This is a genomic window from Aeromonas sp. QDB18, assembly GCF_027705325.1.
Taxonomy (GTDB): Bacteria; Pseudomonadota; Gammaproteobacteria; order Enterobacterales; family Aeromonadaceae; genus Aeromonas; species Aeromonas caviae.
In genome coordinates this window covers 1-17,390 of sequence record NZ_JAPDBQ010000088.1, presented here as the reverse complement: position 1 = coordinate 17,390, position 17,390 = coordinate 1, and the positions used below count along the sequence as shown (strand labels likewise).

Annotated in this window: 12 protein-coding genes; 2 read left to right on the top strand and 10 right to left on the bottom strand. The window is 57.2% G+C overall.

Annotated features, from left to right (window positions below; all coding sequences use genetic code 11):
- Positions 1–133: 133 nt before the first annotated feature.
- The 6 genes from ppnP to OKC30_RS13705 form a co-directional block, all read right to left on the bottom strand.
- Entirely contained in the window at positions 134–418 is a 285-nt protein-coding gene (ppnP, locus tag OKC30_RS13730; protein ID WP_010674653.1) for a pyrimidine/purine nucleoside phosphorylase, read from the bottom strand.
- Positions 419–738: 320 nt separating this feature from the next.
- Positions 739–2,043, bottom strand: a complete 1,305-nt coding sequence (locus OKC30_RS13725; RefSeq protein ID WP_076611309.1) for an ISL3-like element ISSm4 family transposase — start codon at positions 2,041–2,043, stop codon at positions 739–741.
- Entirely contained in the window at positions 2,036–5,284 is a 3,249-nt protein-coding gene (locus OKC30_RS13720; RefSeq protein WP_270666658.1) for a type I restriction endonuclease subunit R, read from the bottom strand. Before OKC30_RS13720 ends, OKC30_RS13725 begins: the two co-directional genes overlap by 8 nt.
- On the bottom strand, positions 5,281–6,609 hold the full coding sequence (locus OKC30_RS13715; protein WP_160838290.1) for a restriction endonuclease subunit S: 1,329 nt from the start codon (positions 6,607–6,609) through the stop codon (positions 5,281–5,283). The genes OKC30_RS13720 and OKC30_RS13715 overlap by 4 nt, the downstream gene beginning before the upstream one ends.
- Positions 6,606–7,655, bottom strand: a complete 1,050-nt coding sequence (locus OKC30_RS13710; protein ID WP_100229850.1) for a PDDEXK nuclease domain-containing protein — start codon at positions 7,653–7,655, stop codon at positions 6,606–6,608. The genes OKC30_RS13715 and OKC30_RS13710 overlap by 4 nt, the downstream gene beginning before the upstream one ends.
- The gene (locus OKC30_RS13705) at positions 7,652–9,682 is read right to left on the bottom strand and encodes a type I restriction-modification system subunit M (protein WP_160838288.1); all 2,031 of its coding nucleotides are present in this window, start codon (positions 9,680–9,682) and stop codon (positions 7,652–7,654) included. The genes OKC30_RS13710 and OKC30_RS13705 overlap by 4 nt, the downstream gene beginning before the upstream one ends.
- Before the next feature lie 166 nt (positions 9,683–9,848).
- Between OKC30_RS13705 and OKC30_RS13700 the strand changes: the two genes are divergently transcribed.
- Complete coding sequence (locus OKC30_RS13700; RefSeq protein ID WP_270666657.1) at positions 9,849–11,051, top strand: dicarboxylate/amino acid:cation symporter; 1,203 nt, start codon at positions 9,849–9,851, stop codon at positions 11,049–11,051.
- A gap of 107 nt (positions 11,052–11,158) precedes the next feature.
- On the opposite strand, the gene OKC30_RS13695 is transcribed toward OKC30_RS13700, so the two are convergent.
- Positions 11,159–11,557: a MerR family transcriptional regulator gene (locus OKC30_RS13695; RefSeq protein WP_010674655.1), complete on the bottom strand. Its 399-nt coding sequence runs from the start codon at positions 11,555–11,557 to the stop codon at positions 11,159–11,161.
- A 132-nt stretch (positions 11,558–11,689) separates the two neighbouring features.
- Between OKC30_RS13695 and OKC30_RS13690 the strand changes: the two genes are divergently transcribed.
- Positions 11,690–12,856 (top strand): thiolase family protein, encoded by a 1,167-nt coding sequence (locus OKC30_RS13690; protein WP_270666656.1) that lies wholly within the window; start codon positions 11,690–11,692, stop codon positions 12,854–12,856.
- Positions 12,857–12,917: 61 nt separating this feature from the next.
- Here the strand turns inward: OKC30_RS13690 and OKC30_RS13685 are convergent, their stop codons facing one another.
- The 3 genes from OKC30_RS13685 to OKC30_RS13675 form a co-directional block, all read right to left on the bottom strand.
- Positions 12,918–14,159, bottom strand: a complete 1,242-nt coding sequence (locus tag OKC30_RS13685) for an EAL and HDOD domain-containing protein (protein ID WP_042878931.1) — start codon at positions 14,157–14,159, stop codon at positions 12,918–12,920.
- 116 nt (positions 14,160–14,275) lie between these two features.
- Positions 14,276–15,532, bottom strand: coding sequence for an outer membrane protein transport protein (locus tag OKC30_RS13680; protein WP_183148452.1), 1,257 nt, complete (start codon positions 15,530–15,532; stop codon positions 14,276–14,278).
- A gap of 251 nt (positions 15,533–15,783) precedes the next feature.
- Complete coding sequence (locus OKC30_RS13675; protein WP_270665125.1) at positions 15,784–17,055, bottom strand: outer membrane protein transport protein; 1,272 nt, start codon at positions 17,053–17,055, stop codon at positions 15,784–15,786.
- Between the last annotated feature and the right edge of the window lie 335 nt (positions 17,056–17,390).

Genomic DNA, 17,390 nt, shown 5'->3' with positions numbered 1-17,390 from the left:
CCAGCGGGGCTGACGCCCCGGCGAAATTCCCCTCCCACCTACGTCGGAGGGAGTCCCCTTTCGCATTTAAGATGGGCGTGGGAGAGGCGCGCCATGGGGGAGCCGCTCGGCATCCCATGGCGCCCGTGATACATCAGTCGAGGAACTCGCACAGATAGGCGGAGGCGATCTTCACTTCCAGCTTGAAGGAGGAGTGACCGGCCACGTCGAAGGATTCCCCCTGCTGGTAGGTGTGCCACTCATCTTCGTCGGCCAGCTGGATGGTGAGGGCGCCCTTGATCACCGTCATGCGCTCCGGGGCGGCGGTATTGAACAGGTACTCGCCCGCTTCCATCACACCAACGGTAGCTTTCTCGCCTTTTTGCTCGAAACCGATGGATTTAACATTTCCGTCAAAATACTCGTTAACTTTCAGCATCTTTTCTTCCCTGTATGCACGTTTGCAGAGCCAACGTAGCACACTGTTTTGGATGTTGTCATGGTAAAAGGAGCAAAAACAGCCGTGTCTTTTTTGAGGCTTTACTTTCTCATAAAGTTATCAATGCATTTCGTTAACGGATTCTGATGTAAAACGGGACGCAAATATGAGATAAAGCGCACCGCCAGAGCAATGGAGAGGATTTGACGCTCTGGGTGGTCATTTACGCTGTAAAAGTGTGAGTAATTGCTAAATAAAGGAACATTCTGTGTTAACAAAAGGATGGCTATTTGCAATCTATGGTTGGAACACTCTGATTTTCAATCAAAGTCGCCAGCTTCGGCGTTCTCGATCAAGGTTGGAATGTGAGGTCCGTACTCAACCGTTTCAGACACACTCTTGGTTGGAATTGCTGTCACTGAAGGGGCTGTCAGACGTACTCCGCTTCCCACTTTACGGGCGTGTTTTGCATACAGCGTTTTGGCCCGAATGATGTCGTAGCTGTACCCACGCCCCAACCGATTGGAGACCTTGATCAGTCCGTTCAGGCATTCTGTGTAGGCATTTGTTATTCGATTGGGCGAATCCCAATAAGCGAAGATGTCGTCATAGTGGTTATGCACAGTCTTGGCAAGACCATGAAACTTCTCCATTTCCTTCTCAGGCAAACTGTTTTCCCATGCCTCAAAGGCGAGCATTGCAGCCTTTTTGTCCGGTTCGTCGTAAATCTTAAAAAAAGATTCCTTGAAGTCATAGGCCTGAGCCAAGCCGGGAATTGTCTGTCGAACAATCAGCAGCGCTTTCTGCTCTGCGGGGCTAAGGTTGTCTGGCCGCTTCAGTACAAGCCAACGGATCGACTTTTTTACTTGGATGCGTTCATCCTTGGTCAGCGTGGATTGATACTTCTTTCTCTCTTCCTCCAAGGCTTCGGATGCCATTTTCACGACATGAAACTTGTCGATGACCAGCTTTGCATTCGGCAAATATTGGCTGAATGAGCGTTTGAAGGGACGCCACATGTCCGTACAAACCCATTCAACCCGATCCTTGTTCGGCAAGTTTTCGAAGAACGGTTTCAGATGGTCTTGAGTACGAAACTCCAATATTTGAAAGACGTTATTAGTGGCAAGGTTTGTGATGACGCAGCGGTAGGCACCAGCCAAGCTAACCTCGTCAATGCCCATGATGACTGGCGTCTCATAGCGAACGGTGCTTTCCAGCTCTTCAATCAAGTCATGAGCTATGTTCTTGATCGTGTTTACCGCTAGGCCCGTCTGTTCCGCAAGGGCGTGGAAGGTCATGCCAAGGCAGCGCTGGCGAATGGCATCGACCAGACGTTTTGTAGCACGGCGCTTTTCGTCCAGAAATGGCAGTTCCGGCGTGACGGTTTTGCCACATGTGTCGCAGCGGTAACGCGGGCGGCTGATTTCCAATCGAACGGGCTGCATCTGCATTGGCGTGTCAGCAAACACGTTTGCGCGTCGCCCATGCCGATGCAGCGGTTTTGCGCAGTCAGGGCATTGCGGCAAGTCTCCCTCAACGACCTCTGCAATGACAGTGATGCCTTTACTGCCTATGCGCAGGTCGACTGGCTTTACGCCAGGCAAGTTGAGCAGATCAAACATTTAGATCACCCAGGTCAATGTTCTTCTGGTCGCGGATCAGCTCATAAATTACATCAGTTAATCCAGCCATCGCCTGACGATCCGATTTTAGAACCAACGTGGCAAGCTTTTGATGCGAGGTCAGCGCCCGCACAACGCCCTGCTGGACAGCGCCCGGCAGATTGCCTTTCAGCGCCTGATCTCGCGTGTTGTTTTCGATTTGGGCCATCACGACATCATTCTCACGGGCAATCGCAACGATGTGATTAACGAAAGTGGCCTGATCGCGCAACGGTGTGGCATCGCCAAACAGATGATTGAGTTTGTCGATAAGCTCGCGCAGGAAGTGCGGGTTGTCGCCCTTGCCGCCGCCACCGCCAGCGCCGATCGGTTTTAGAACCAGCGGATCGTCACCCTCAGAGGGGTCGTCCTCTTTGCCCTTGATGTCGAAGCCCGTGAGCACCAACCCTTTCAAGTCGACGTTCTCCGGCGTTTCGCCACTCAAGCGTTTTTGCAGCAGCCTGGCGAAGGCCGCGAAGTTCTCCAGCTCCGGGTCACCAAAGTCGATCAACTGGGCCACGTAGGCGTAGGTACGGCAGAAGCGCCCTAAACCGGACTTGAAAGCCATCAGCGTCTTGATCTGGTCGGCATGTTCTTGCCGGTGGTGATCGGCAGACTTCATGCCCGCCTCGTCGCCTTGGGTGTGCGCCTTATCGAAGGTGGCTTCCCAAGTCGCAATCGCTTCACGCAGCATCTTCAAACGCTGATTGAACAATCGCGTCGGTTTCTCGGTCGCAGCATACAGAGCCTTGTGCTGCGGCTCCTGCGCATGGGTGATGTCACGAATGGTCTTGAAACGAGCCTCTTTGAAGCTCTCCAGGTCGCTTGCCTCGTACAACCCTTGGGCGTCGAGTTGTTCCTTGATCTCGTAAACTACATTGAGGTCTTGAACATCATCAATCTGCGCCCCGTCTTCATACATGGCAAAGGCACGGCGGACGTTGGCTGGATCATTCACGAAGTCGATGATAAAGACCTCATCCTTGCCAGGTGCCATTCGGTTGAGGCGGGAGAAGGTCTGGACGATTTCCACATCGTTGGCGATCTTCTTGTCGACGTACATTGCCACCAATTTTGGTTGGTCGAAACCTGTCTGGAACTTGTCGGCTACCAGCATTACCCGGTATTCCGGGCGATCAAAGGCAAAGCGCAAGTCTTGGCCATTCACCTCGGGATTCATGCTGTCCTCGGTGAACTCCTCGCTCTCATCCACCAAGAAAGTGTCACCAACCAGACGGTCGTCGGCGGCGTGTATCACTTGCTTGCCCGTCATCTTTCCGGAGAAGGCAATCAATGAGCGAATGCCAGAATATTCCGAGTGTTTGGCAATGTAGGCGTCAAAGCTCTTCTTGTAGCGGATCGCCGCAGCCCGTGAACTGGTGACAACCATCGCCTTGCCCTTGCCATCGAGCCGGTGCGCCACGTTCTTGCTGAAGTGCTCGATGATGAATTGCACCTTCTGGGTGACATTGGTCGGGTGCAGCGACATCCATTGTGCCAAGGCCCGTTTAGCTGCCTTGCCGCTCACCCGTTTGCTATCCTCGATCTGCTTGGCGAGGTTGAACGCCGTCTTGTAGGGCACGTAGCCCAGCAGCACATCCAGAATGAAGCCTTCCTCAATGGCTTGCCGCATCGGGTAGCGGTGGAATGCGCGGGGAAGATTACTTTTCGAGGCTGGTTGTGTCGGGTCGGTCGGTCGGCCAAAGAGCATCATCGTGGAATGCTTCGGCGTGCCGGTGAAGGCGAAATAGCTGATGTTGTCCGGACGTGCCCGCGATTTTTGAAGCTGCTCAAGCAGCTCTTCCACCGTCAGCGTGCTCATCTTGCCATTGCCGCTCATGGCCAGCGCCGTCTGTAGCTTGGCGGCGGTCGAGCCGGTTTGTGAGTTATGTGCTTCGTCGATGATGACCGCGAAATTTTTACCCTTCAGCGTCTTGTCCGTCACGATGGCTTCCATCGCAAAGGGGAAGGTCTGAATGGTCACGACGATAATGGGCGTGCCCGCCAGCAAGGCATCCGCCAACTGCTGGCTCTTCGACTTCGAGGACTTCTGGCGATCAATCGCAGCGATCACGCCGAACTGATGGTCGAGCTGCTTCACCGCATCCTGAAGCTGCCCATCCAGCACATTGCGATCCGTCACGATGATGACGCTGTTGAAGATCGATTCACCATTGTCACGACGCAATTTCACCAGATCGTGCGCCGTCCATGAAATCGTGCTGGTCTTGCCGGAGCCCGCGCTGTGATCAGCCAGATACGACAAGCCGGGGCCGTTTTTCTTGGCATCGGCGATCATCTCATTGACCGCCGACCATTGGTGGAAGCGCGGGAAGATCAGCGTTTCCTTCTTCGACCAGTTGCCTTTCAGGTCAACCACATCCTTCTTTTCGACATAGACGAAGCTGTGGAAGATGCGCAGCCACGCATCCGGCTGACAGACCTGCTCCCAGAAGTAAGCAACAGGATATTCCTGTGTGCCATCGGGCTTTCTCTCACCCTCGGGGTTGCCTGCGTGGCCTTTGTCTCCCTTGTTGAATGGCAGAAAGAAGGTGTTTTCCCCGTCGAGCTTGGTGGCCATCTGGATGTCGGAGTCAGACATCGCAAAATGCACGACAGCCCCGCGCTTAAACGTCAGCAGCGGTTCCTTGCGTTTGGTCTTGGAGTCGTAGGGCAGCCGGTCGGTGCGGTACTGATCCATCGCCGCTTCTGCCGACTGGGTAAAGTCGGTCTTGAGTTCAACGGTCGCCACCGGAATGCCGTTGATGAACAGCACCAGATCAATCGCCAGCTTGCGTGATGGGTGGTACTGAAGCTGCGGCACCACACGCAGGATATTGGCGGCATAGCGCTTCAGCACGTCGGCGTTACGCATGTCTTCAGGCGCGGCTTCAGAGAGATCAAGATGCCCACACCCAGCAATGGAGAAGCCTTGACGCAGCACTTGAACCGCCCCATGCGTTTCCAGCGCCTTGGTCAGCCGATCCATCAGGGTGTCGAGCGCACGATCACCATTGTCCTTCTTGAGCTTGGCCCACTTCTCGCCTTGGCCGGAGCCTTCCAGCCAAGCAATAAGATCGTCAGCATACAACGCCCGCTCGGTATCGTATTGGGCGGTTTCGCCAACCTTCCAGCCTTGTGCCTCCAACTTGGAAACGATGTAGCTCTCGAAGTGCTTCTCTTGGTGTGCGGTGTCGCTCATGCGGACTCCCGAAGGTCGATTTGGCCGGTGACGGCAGCGGTGATGAAGGCAGCGCGGCGCTCTCTAAGCAGATCGATGCTGCGCTGGGTTTTTTCGGTGAGAAGATCAATTCGCCCGAGGGTTTGTTTCAGAGAGGTCATGATCTCGATCTGCTCATCAACAGGTGGAAACGCAAACCGGTACTCTCTGAACTTTTCGGCGGGTAGATGCGAGATCGTGGATTTCGTTTCGCCCTCTTCGAACACCCCATTCCTTTTTGCCGCGCCAAGAACATAAACATAGAACTCAACACAGTCTTTGTCTGGTGAAAGGCTTCTAAGGCGGTGAAGAGCTTTTTGGTAACCAATAACGTTGTCAGAGCCGCGCCAAACGGCAGAACGACCAATATCACCACCCTCGCACACCAAGAGGTCGCCATTCCTGACGGTGTAACGCTCGTGTTCATTTGGCGCTATATCCATTACAGGGAGTTCAGCAGTATTGATGCTGTCCCATTGAACATCCTTGTTCCTCAAATAGGGGATCGGGTGTTGCCCCGTGATGCGCTTCTCGTCCAACATCTTTCCCAGTTCAACTGAGTACCTGTAACTGAGCTTGCAAACAGCCCAATGCTCCGGCACCTCCCCAATCCACTCCACGCCCGAATCCTTCATCGCTACATTCGGATCAAGCCCCTTGGTGACCGCATGCGTGATGAGCGCCTGGCGCTTTTCCTTCAGCAGTTCGATGAAGCGGGTTTTCTTGGCAATCAAGGCGTCGAAGCGGGCGGTTTCGCGGTCAATGGTTACTGCAATTGTTGCTTGCTCGGGCAAGCTCGGCATCACGGTCTTCAAGTTTACAAGTTCTGGAGCATTGATAGCCGGATAACTCAAACCTTCGGAGTGTGACTCAACGGACTGAATGAAAAGCTCGTTGAGTGCCAGCCACTTCAGAAAGTTTGGCTCAATGTGTCCGGTACGCGAACGCAAGACAGCAAATCCGGTGGAGTAGACGCAATCAGCATGGGCTGCATCAACTGCTGCCACTGCTTTCAAATATGTTCGGACGGTGGAAATAACAACGTCGCCGACCTTAGCTTTACGACGAGCCCGCGACGGAGCGTTACCGAATAGCATTTCTTCTGTGCTACCGATCCCGGCAGCATAGCTCACCGATGAAATATCGACGTAGCTGATAGGTGTGTCCGCTGCCGTAGAGTCAGGAAGAACGTCGTCGTTGAATGTCGCGACGATCTTTATCGGCTTTACCTCCCATTTGGAAGGCACCTGTCCAATCCATTCCACGCCGGAATCCCGATAGGCCGGGTAAGGCTTGTAGTGGCTCATGCTTGCTCTCCATCCGACGCAGCCAGGGCGGTGCGTTCCCGTGCGTGCTCGATGGCACGATGCAGACGCTCCCGCAGTACCGCAACGGGCGGCAATTCGACCAGGTATTCCGCGACCCGAATGGAGGCCTCATCCAGTTGCAGCAGTTCTACCTGCTCGGCATCGGCACTCGCGCACAAAATGAGACCAATCGGAGGTTCTTCGCCGACAGTGCGTTCGTGCTTGTCCAGCCAGCGCAGATAAAGCTCCATCTGGCCTTTGTGGCTGGGCTGGAATTTCTCCAGCTTCAGTTCAATGGCCACCAGGCGGCGCAGATGGCGGTGATAGAACAGGAGGTCGAGGTAAAAATCATCTCCGCCGACGCTCATGCGCTTTTGCCGCTCAACAAAACAGAATCCGCTGCCCATTTCGAGCAGGAAGGACTCCATTTCGCGCAGGATGGCCGCCTCCAAGTCTTTTTCGCTGTAAGCGCCAGAGAGGCCAAGGAAATCGAGCAGATATGGATCACGGAACACCATATCCGGCGTCATCTGCCCGTCGCGCAAGGTGGCCAATTCCTGTCGGACAACTTCCTCGCTGTTTTTCGACAGGACCGTGCGCTCGAAAAGCATGCCGTTGATCTTCTGCCGCAAGGTACGAACACTCCAGCGCTCCACACGGCACATTTCGGCGTAGAACTCGCGGGCGAGCGGGTCTTTCAGCGGCAATAAGGCAATGAAGTGCGTCCAGGTCAATTCTCGTATCAGCGATACGACAATCCCTTCATCGGGGAACACTTCGGCGAACTGGATCATTCTGCGGAGATTTTTCTCTCCAAAACCGTTGCCGTAGTCCTGCTCCAATTGTCGTGCCAGCGATACGACAATCTGGCTACCGTAGGCAGCACGCTCACCGCCAAGAATTTCAACGCCAATTCGCTTGCCGATTTTCCAGTAGGTAAGCGTCAAGGCGCTGTTGGCGATCTGGGCAACTTGCCGCCTGGCATCGTCTATCAAGCCACGGATTTCTGACAGGAGAGCGTCCGGTGCGTGGGTTAATTGGCTCATTCTGTGGCTACCTCAGCGAGAAGTGCGGCAATCTCCGACTCAACCTGTTTCAGTTCGGCATCGATGTCATGCAGCTTGCGCGGCGGTACATATTTGTAGAAGAAGCGGTTGAAGTTGATTTCGTAACCCACGCGGCCAACTTTCTTGTCCTTCTCGTCGCAAAAGGACTCATCAATATAGGCATCCGGCAGATGTGGCAGCACCTCACGAGCAAGGTAGTCGCGGATGTCTTCGGTCAGCGGCACATTCTCGTAGTCGGTCAATTCAGGATCGGAGATCACTACACCATTCGCATCGAGTACCGCCTCACCCTGCGGAACGCGCTGACCAAATGAATTCACCAAGGATTTCACGAAGGGTTTGCCTGCCTTGATAACCGTGCCAGCAGCCAGCACCGAACGCACCATTTCATCGGCGAAGGTTTCTGCCCAACCAACGAGTTGGGTCGTGCCCAAGTGCAGATGCAATGCGTCCAGCCAGATTTGTTGGTGCTCTGCCGATAACTTTTGCCACGCCTTTTCGTCTTGCAGCTTGGCCAGCCCTTTGTCGTCGATGACCAGCGACATGCGCAGCGGACGCAAGACCTTGATGCGGCGATAGCCAAAGCTGCGGTAATCGATCATCCGGGAGACTTCGCTGTTCTCGGCAGCGGCATAGATGTCGACGATTTGGCTGCGATGATCATCATCAACGCTGCGGCGCTTGTTGCCTTCGTTCTTGATCGACGACCAGAAACTTGTGGCATTGATCAGTTGCACCTTCTTTTCCCGGTGCGCAGCCTTTTTGTTCGAGAGGATCCAGAGGTAAGTGCCGATGCCTGTGCGGAAGAAGATTTCCGTGGGCAGCGCCACGATGGCTTCAACCAGATCGTTTTCAAGCAGCCAGCGACGAATTTCAGATTCTCCTGACGATGCGCCACCATTAAACAAGGGCGAACCGGACAACACGATAGCGGCGCGGCCACCGCCGTTCTCCGGCAACTCCAGCTTGCTGGCTAGGTGCAGCAGGAACAGCATGGAGCCGTCGTTGATGCGCGGCAGGCCTGGGCCAAAACGACCGTCGAATTTCTTTTCTTTGTGCTCGGTGTTTACGACGTCGGAATCTTTCTCCCATTTCTTGCCAAAAGGAGGATTCGAGAGGCAGTAATGGAAACGCTCGTTGGCGAACTGGTCATTGGAGAGAGTGCTGCCCAGCCGGATATTCTTCGACAGGTCGCGGCCAGGATCAGATTCCAGCGTGCGAAGCAACATGCTGGTCAGGCAGACGGCATGAGTTTCAGGCTCAAGCTCTTGTCCGTGCGGAACAAGCACAGGCGGAACTTTGAAGCGATTGCTGTATTCAGCGACGTGGTTCATGGCATCGGTCAGGAAGCCGCCTGTGCCACAGGTCGGGTCATACAGGGTGCGGATCAAACCGGGATTGGACTCGAAGAGCGCATCATCGGGATCAAGAAGCAGAGCCGTGGCCAGATGCACCACATCGCGGGGCGTCATGAAGTCCTCAGCCCCTTCATTCACCTCAGCACCAAAGCGGCGAATGAGGTGTTCGTACAGATTGCTCATGACCCGATCCGATACGACCTCTGGATGAAGATCAACGCCTGCAAAATTCTTGCAAATCTTGAATAGCACACCGGCCTTGTCGAGCCGGATAACAGTATTCGAGAAATCGAATTGCTCGAAGATAATCCGAGCATTGTCGGAGAAGTGGGCGATGTAGTCTTGGAGGTTCTGGCGGGTCTTGGTGCTGCCCAAATTACCCAGCGCGTATTCAGATGTGTTGTAGAACGGGTAGCGAGTGGCTTGACGCAGGATCAGGTCAATGTCGATCCCGGATGCCTTATGAGCAGCATGAGAGTCACAGACTTCCTTGCGGGTCGGCTCCAAAACGCACTCAAGGCGGCGCAGCAGCGTGAACGGCAATATGATTTTGCCAAAGTCGGTGTGTTTGAAATCACCCCAAAGGTCTTCAGCATTTTTCCAGATGAAATCTGCCAGTGATGCGCCTGAGCCTGTATGTTCTGCCATGCGGTTCTCCAACCATAGTTTGCATAAAACAGACTATCATGGTTGCAGGACAAATCAACCGCGTATTGCACAAAACTGACTAATGTCTATTTTTTGGGATATCGCCGATTCAACCCTAGGATGCAAATAGCCAAAAGGATTAATCAAAAACATCGGCTTCCAGGTAGTGGTGGCCATGGTGCTGGGCGCGCTGGTCGGGGCGCTCATGGGAGAGCAAGCCACGGTGTTTGCGCCGCTCGGCACCCTGTTTATCCAGCTGATCAAGATGCTGGTGATCCCGCTGGTAGCGGTGGCCATCCTGTCCGGGGCCGCCAACCTGGGGGCCAGCCCCGCTGCTGGCAAGATTGGCGTCACCACGCTCGCCTTCTTCCTCGGCACCTCCGCACTGGCGGTGTTCCTGGCGTTGGTGATGGGTCAGGTGTTCAAACCCGGTGTGGGTGTTGACTTTGGCGCCACCGCCGCCATGTTCTCCGGCGACTACGCCGACAAGGGTGCACTGCCCGATGCGGTGGCCACCCTGCTTGGCATGATCCCGACCAACGTGTTCAGCGCCTTGAACGAGGCCAACATTCTGCAGATCCTGGTGTTCTGCATGTTCCTCGGCATCGCCCTGGCCAAGCAGCCCCGCGAGCGCTCCAAGCCGCTGGTGGACGGGCTCAACACCCTGGTGGACGCCTTCGTCTGGATGATCAACAAGGTGATGCTGATCGCCCCCATCGGCGTCTTCGGCCTGATGGCCGACGCCATCGGCACCTACGGCTTCGACGTGCTGACCCTGGTGCTCAAGCTGTTCGTCGTCTATGTCGCCGCCATCCTCATCTTCGGCTTCGTGGTCTATCCGCTGCTGATCGCGTTCTTCTCCAACACGCCGGTACGCAAGTACTTCTCCGCGATGAAGAAACCGCAGATCGTGGCCTTCTCCACCGCCTCTTCCATGGCGACCCTGCCGGTCAACATGGAGACCTGCGAGCGCGATCTGAAGGTGACCAACGCCACCGCTTCCTTCGTGCTGCCGCTGGGCGCCACCATCAACATGAGCGGCAATGCCATCTATTACGGCCTGGTCGCCATCTTCTTCGCCCAGGTCTATAACATCGATCTTTCCATGGGTGCCTGGGCGGCGATCATCGTCACCTCCACCCTGGGTGCCATCGGTCAGGCCGGTGTACCGGGCCCGAGCTTCCTGGTGGTTGCCGTGCTGCTGGCGGCCGGGATTCCCATCGAGGGTCTGCCGCTGCTGTTCGCGCTGGATCGTCTGTTCGACATGATCCGCACCGCGCTCAACATCACCGGCGATGCGGCCTGTGCCATCATCGTCGATCGCTACAGCCCGGATTACGATCCGAACCGCTGGAGCAAGGAGGCCTGATATCGGTCGTCCACCATGCATGACAAGAGGGAGGCTTTAAGCCTCCCTCTTTCATTTGTGTCTATTTGCTGGCGGTGTTCACCGCTCGCCTCACCCGTCTGCGTAACTCAGGGAGAGAGGTGTGCCAGGGCCTGGCGGCAGCGCTGTTCGGCCGCCTCCAGCTCCAACAGGACCATCTGGATATCTTCCAGCTGCTGCTGCAGGGTTTCCCGCTTGTCGGCCACCAGCCCCAGCATGGTCTGCAACTGGGAGCGGCTGCTCTTGTCCGCATCGTAGAGATCGAACAGCTCCCGGATCTCTGCGAGGCTGAAGCCCAGACGCTTGCCACGCAGGGTCAGCTTGAGCCGCACCCTGTCCTGACGGCTGTAGATCCTGTGCTGTCCCTGGCGGGTCGGGTTGAGCAGGCCCTGATCCTCGTAGAAGCGGATGCTGCGGGTGGTCACATCGAACTCGCGAGCCAGTTCGCTGATGCTGAAGGTGCGGGTGTCGTCCCTGGATTTGGTCATTGGGCTGTCTTGGCTGCCATCTTGTTGTCAATGCAGGCTGGCACCTTACCCAAACGTCAACTTCCCCGCAAGTCTTGTTCCTGTCGCGGTCGCGGCATATGTTATCCCGATGTAACAAGGAGAGTGCTATCGATGGATATCGTGATTGTGGCGGCCAAACGTACCCCCATGGGGGCCTTCCAGGGGGCCTTGAGCGGGCTCGGTGCCCCCGAGCTTGGCGCCTGCGCCATCCGCGCCGTGCTGGCGCAGGCCGGGATGACGGGGGAGCAGGTGAATGAGGTCTATATGGGCAACGTGCTGAGCGCAGGGGTCGGCCAGGCGCCAGCCCGTCAGGCGGCGCTCAAGGGGGGGCTGCCGGACAGCGTGCCCTGTACCACCATCAACAAGGTGTGCGGCTCCGGCATGAAGGCGGTGATGCTGGCGGCGGACAGCCTGCGCCTGGGGGAGGCCGAGGTCGTGGTGGCGGGGGGCATGGAGAGCATGAGCCGCGCCCCCTATCTGCTGGACAAGGCGCGCAGCGGTTTTCGCATGGGGCATCAGAGCGTGCTCGATCACATGTTCCTGGACGGCTTGCAGGATGCCTACGAAGGCCATCTGATGGGTCATTACGCCCAGTTGAGTGCCGATCGCAGCGGACTGACCCGGGCCGACATGGATACCTTTGCCATCGCCTCCCTGGAGCGGGCGCTGACGGCGCAGCGCAGCGGTGCCTTTGCCGCGGAACTGGCTCCCGTCATGACCGCTGACCACACCCTGCTGCTGGCCGAGGATGAGCAACCGGGCAAGGCCAGGCCCGACAAGATCCCCGGCCTCAAGCCGGCCTTCAGCAAGCACGGCACCATCACGGCGGCCAATGCAAGTTCCATCTCGGACGGGGCGGCAGCTCTGGTGCTGATGCGGGACGAGAGCGCTGCCCGGCTCGGATTGCCGGTGCTGGCCAGGGTAGTGGGTTACCAGAGTCACGCGGCCTTGCCGGCGGAGTTTACCAGTGCCCCCGTCGGCGCCATCGACAAGTTGCTGGCACGGGTGGGCTGGTCGGTGGAGGAGGTGGACCTGTTTGAGGTGAACGAGGCATTCGCCATGGTGAGCATGCTGGCGATGGCCGGGTGCGGCATTCCCCATCACAAGTTGAACGTGAACGGCGGGGCCTGTGCGCTGGGGCACCCTCTTGGCGCCAGTGGCGCCCGCATTCTGGTGACCCTGATCCATGCCCTGCGTGCCCTCGGGCTCAGACGAGGGGTGGCGAGCCTGTGCATCGGGGGAGGGGAGGCAACTGCCATCGCCATCGAGGCAGGCTGAATGCGTGGGTGAGATTGCAGCGGGTTGATGACATGACAACGTCCCTTCAAGAGGGACGTTGTCATGTCTGGCGGGAGTGGACCGGTTGCTCTTCCATGGCCTGAAGCTGCTGGTTGACCCAGGCGGTGGCGCTCAGATAGAGGTGGCTGACCTTCTCTTCGTTGAGGCCGAGCCGGACGGTGTTGGCGGCGACCCGCTGCCAGTCGGCTTTCTCGAAATCTTCACAGAACGCCAGGTAGAACCCGAGTTTGCCCTTGCGGGTGAGCAGGGCGGCACGAATGTCGTCGGTCAGGGGAATGGAGCCGAGCAGCTGATCCAGCGGTTCTCCCATGAGCACGTCCAGCAGGGAGAAGAGGCCGGTGACAAAGGCTTGCTGTGCCTGCTCTGCGGGCGCATGGGTCTGGGCCAGCAGTTCGCAGAACCGGGCTCTGATGAGGGACATCTGGTGGAGCTCGGCACTCTTTTCACTCCCCGCACTGGTGGCGGCGATCAGGGCGACGAAGCGCTTGAGCTGGGCGTGTCCCAGGGAACTTGCGGCCTGGCGAAACGAGGCGATGGGTTGTGGGAAGCGCTTGAGGTGGTTGATGTAGCGCAGCAGCTTGAGAGAGAGGGTGAGATCCTGATTGAGCAGTTGCTCAATCTTGTCCAGATCCGGTTCGGTCTGATTGACCACCTCGAGCAGTTGCATCACCACCAGCTGGGCCGGTGGTATGGTGGGCTGTTGCACCATCTGAGGGCGGCTGAAGAAAAATCCCTGGAACAGGGTGACGCCGAGCTGCTTCATCCGCTCGAACTCGGCCTGATCCTCGACTTTCTCGGCCAGATAGGTGAGGGGCAGGTGGCGATGATTCGCCATGAAGTGCTCGATGCAGGGTTGCGGCGTGCTGCGCAGGTCGAACTTGATGATATGGATGTAGGGGAGGAACCTGTCCCAGTCTGAGACCATGGTGAAGTCATCCAGCGCCAACCGATAGCCCAGCCCATAGAGCTGGATCACTTTTTCCAGCAGCGCATCGTCGGGCTCGGCATCCTCCAGGATCTCGATCACCACCTTGTCACGGGGGAGGCATTCGGCCAATCCGTCCAGCAACAGGGAGTGGGGGAAATTGATGTAGCAGGGGTGATCCCCGATGAGCTGATCGATGTTCTGCTGCAAGAACTGCTCGGCAACCAGCCTGGAAGTGGCCTGCTGTGCGGAGACGGAGGGAAATACATTGTCCAGGCTGTCGCGAAACAGCAGCTCATAGGCTTGGGTGTTCAACTCCCGATCCAGAATGGGCTGCCTTGCTACATAGGAATACATGCATCTCTCCACCATGGTTACAGGCTTGATTCTATGGTGAAGCGGATCACTATGCCAGTGCCGACCGGTCGGGAAGGTCAACAACTGGCATACTATTTGTCAGGAAACCCGGGGTGTCAGAACAGGTAGTTGAGCTGCAGGCCGGCGAGCCAGGCATCCCCTTCCGAGGTGCCATTGAAGGTGGAGGTGGTCTGGGGGATGCCCGGCCTGAGCTGCATAGTTTCGCTCACGTCCACCTTCTTGCCGTCGATCAGGGTCAGCCCCAGATCCAGCGAGAGGTGGCGGTCAATCTGATAGCCCACGCCGGCGCTGTACCAGACCCGATCCGAGTCGGGGATGGAGATGGTGCGGCGATCCGCCGGGACCGGGCTGCGGTCGTAGGCGATACCGGAGCGCAATTGCCATTGGGGGGCCAGCTGGTAGGTCATCCCCAGGGCATAGCGCCAGCTGTCTTCCCAGTGCTCCTCCTTGATGTGCATGGTGCCGTGGTGGTCGAGCTCGGATTCGAGCTGCACGAACTTGCTCCAGTTGGTCCAGTTGATGCTCGAATGCAGCGCCAGGGCCGGGGTGAGCTGATGGAACAGAGCCAGCTCGGCGGTGGCGGGCAGGGGCAGATCCAGGCTGCCGGTATCGGTGAATGGCTGGCCCCTTTGATCGATGCCGATGGCGTCACCGGAGAGGGTCAGGGTGACGTCGTGGCGATAGGAGAGACCGATGCGGGTTGCCTGCGACAACTCAAGCAGGGTGCCCAGGTTCCAGCCCATGGCCCAGCCATCCCCTTTCAGGTGCTTGGCTATCTGGTTGTTGGAGGGGAAAGTGCCACCCACTTCCCCTTCCCCCTGAATGGCGGAAAGACCTGCCCCGACGGACCAGATGCGGTTGATGCGATAGGCCAGGGAGACCCCCAGATCCACTGTCTTGATGTCGGAGACGTTGCCGAAGTGACCGGCGTTGTAGTTGTCCGGCATCTTGACCCCGAGTCCGTAATAGGAGGTGGCGGCAAGCCCGAGGCGCCATTGCTCGTTGAGGGGCACGATGAGATAGGCGTTGGGTACCCAGGCGTCACCCGCAATGTCGTGGGCTCCGGCATCCAGACTGACCGGCCCCTGAGTGGTAGGCACCCGGGTGGTGCCCTCTATGTTGACGTCGGGGTGCACGTGGATGACGCCGCCGGAGAAGGCCAGGGTATCGAATCGGGTCATGGCGGCGGCATTGCGGGAGAGCACGCTGGCATTGTCGGCGATGGCGGCCTCACCCGCGAAGGCACGCCCCATGCCGGTGGCGGATTGCTCCGCGAGCTGGAAGCCGGCAGCCTGCACCTGGCTCGATAGCAGCAAGAGGGCAATAAGGGAGGGTTTGAACGTCGGATGCATGGTCTTTCCTCGGGATGAACTGGGTGTTCATTCTGTTATTCGGTTGGGGCCGGGATTTTATATGGTATGACCAGCAAGGCAACGGGGAGAGGGGAACGTGCGGCAAAACGGGATTAAATGCTGAAAGAAATCCCCATAACAGCTTGATAAAAAAAGAAAAGAGTACAGTTGTTTACTACAGCTGTGCGCTCAGTTAGCGAAATTGGATAAAAAAAGAGCGCCCTGGGGCGCTCTTGATGATGACATGAAAATCAGAATTTCATGTTGAACTGGGCGGAAGCCAGCAGGGCGTTGCCGTGAGAGGTGCCCTTCCAGCGCAGCGCATCACTGTGGTTGCGCAGGCCTTCGTTCACGTCCACTTCCTTGCCGTCCAGATAGGCCATGCCGAAGTCGAGGCTCATGTCCGGATTGATGTGGTAGGTGGCACCGGCGCTGTACCAGATACGGTCGGAGTCAGGAATGCTCAGGCTGCGGTATTCCGGCTCGATGGGGCTGTTGTCGTAGGCGAAGCCGATACGGGCTTCCCAGGACGGGTTGACGTACCAGGTACCACCCAGGGCGTAACGGGCAGAGTCCTTGAACTTCTCGTCTTTTTGCAGGCACACGCCGCCGGCGCAGTTGCTGCTGGTGGCCTTGAGCTCCTGGAAGGCGCTCCAGTCGGTCCAGTTTACGGAGTAGTGGACAGCGAATTGCTGGTTCAGGTGGTGGTAGCCTGCGAATTCGGCCTGGGCCGGCAGATCCAGCTTCAGGTTGCCATCGACGACGCGGTTGCCGGAGGTGGCGCCCTGGAAGTCGCCGTCAAAGCTCAAGTCCACCTGGGAGCGGTAGGTCAGGGCGAGACGGTTGTTGTCGTTGATCTCGTACAGGGTGCCGACGTTCCAGCCAAAGCCCCAGGTGTCGCCCTTCAGGTGAGCCAGACGGGTATCGGAGTTGGCACCTGGAATGGCGGCGGAGAGCGCACCGGCATAACGGTTCAGCTCGGCGGCGGCGTAGACGGCATTGATGCCGGCACCGACGCTGAAGCTGGAGTTGATGCGATAGGCGATGTTGGGGTTGATGTTGAAGGTCAGCAGCTCGGTGTCACCGGCGCCGGCGCCGGCCGCGAAGGTCTTGGAATATTCGGTGGAGAGGCCGTAGTTGGAGAAGAGGCCGATCCCCCAGGCCCACTGATCGTTCAGGGGCTGGATGAAGTAGGTAGCCGGCACGAAGGCATCGGGGGCGATGTCGCTCTCGCTGGACGGAGCCAGCTTGGTGGGGCCGGCATAGATGTCGCCAGCCACATCCACGTCGGGCTTGATATAGGTGCCGGATACAGACAGTGCCATCTTGTCGAAGGTGGTCATGGCCGCCGGGTTGCGGGACAGCACGGCCGCGTTGTCGGCGATGGCTGCTTCACCTGCGTAGGCGCGACCCAGACCGGAGGCCGAGTGCTCGTTCAGCTGGAACGCGGCGGCGAAGGTCTGGGTGCTGGCCAGGGTCACGGCCGCAGCGATCAGGCTTTTCTTGAAAAAGGCAGTTGTCATAGTGTTCTCTCTTTGTAAGCAGATTTTCTGTCGACATCGCGGCTCTTTGGCGGCTATTGACGACATGATCTGTTGTTATGTCAGCTTCTTCCCATTCATTGCTGGCGTGATTCTATGGATCTGGTAGGAGGTAAGAAATCAGACCAGTGACAGCAGAATACATAAAAGTTTCCATTGTGTTAATCATTTGTTTTAACCTGCCGTTTTATTAGGCTAATTTATCTATTATTGGATAAATAATACCAATCAGATTAAAGGTGTGATCTAATTGCTCTATTCTGGTTTCACTGTACTCAGTATGTCCGATCCAATCGATTTCTTGGCCCTCGCCAAGG

Excerpts from the sequence above, each read along its gene's own strand:
- ppnP (WP_010674653.1), bottom strand. The coding sequence starts at position 418 with ATGCTGAAAGTTAACGAGTATTTTGACGGAAATGTTAAATCCATCGGT.
- OKC30_RS13725 (WP_076611309.1), bottom strand. The coding sequence starts at position 2,043 with ATGTTTGATCTGCTCAACTTGCCTGGCGTAAAGCCAGTCGACCTGCGC.
- OKC30_RS13720 (WP_270666658.1), bottom strand. The coding sequence starts at position 5,284 with ATGAGCGACACCGCACACCAAGAGAAGCACTTCGAGAGCTACATCGTT.
- OKC30_RS13715 (WP_160838290.1), bottom strand. The coding sequence starts at position 6,609 with ATGAGCCACTACAAGCCTTACCCGGCCTATCGGGATTCCGGCGTGGAA.
- OKC30_RS13710 (WP_100229850.1), bottom strand. The coding sequence starts at position 7,655 with ATGAGCCAATTAACCCACGCACCGGACGCTCTCCTGTCAGAAATCCGT.
- OKC30_RS13705 (WP_160838288.1), bottom strand. The coding sequence starts at position 9,682 with ATGGCAGAACATACAGGCTCAGGCGCATCACTGGCAGATTTCATCTGG.
- OKC30_RS13695 (WP_010674655.1), bottom strand. The coding sequence starts at position 11,557 with ATGACCAAATCCAGGGACGACACCCGCACCTTCAGCATCAGCGAACTG.
- OKC30_RS13690 (WP_270666656.1), top strand. The coding sequence starts at position 11,690 with ATGGATATCGTGATTGTGGCGGCCAAACGTACCCCCATGGGGGCCTTC.
- OKC30_RS13685 (WP_042878931.1), bottom strand. The coding sequence starts at position 14,159 with ATGTATTCCTATGTAGCAAGGCAGCCCATTCTGGATCGGGAGTTGAAC.
- OKC30_RS13680 (WP_183148452.1), bottom strand. The coding sequence starts at position 15,532 with ATGCATCCGACGTTCAAACCCTCCCTTATTGCCCTCTTGCTGCTATCG.
- OKC30_RS13675 (WP_270665125.1), bottom strand. The coding sequence starts at position 17,055 with ATGACAACTGCCTTTTTCAAGAAAAGCCTGATCGCTGCGGCCGTGACC.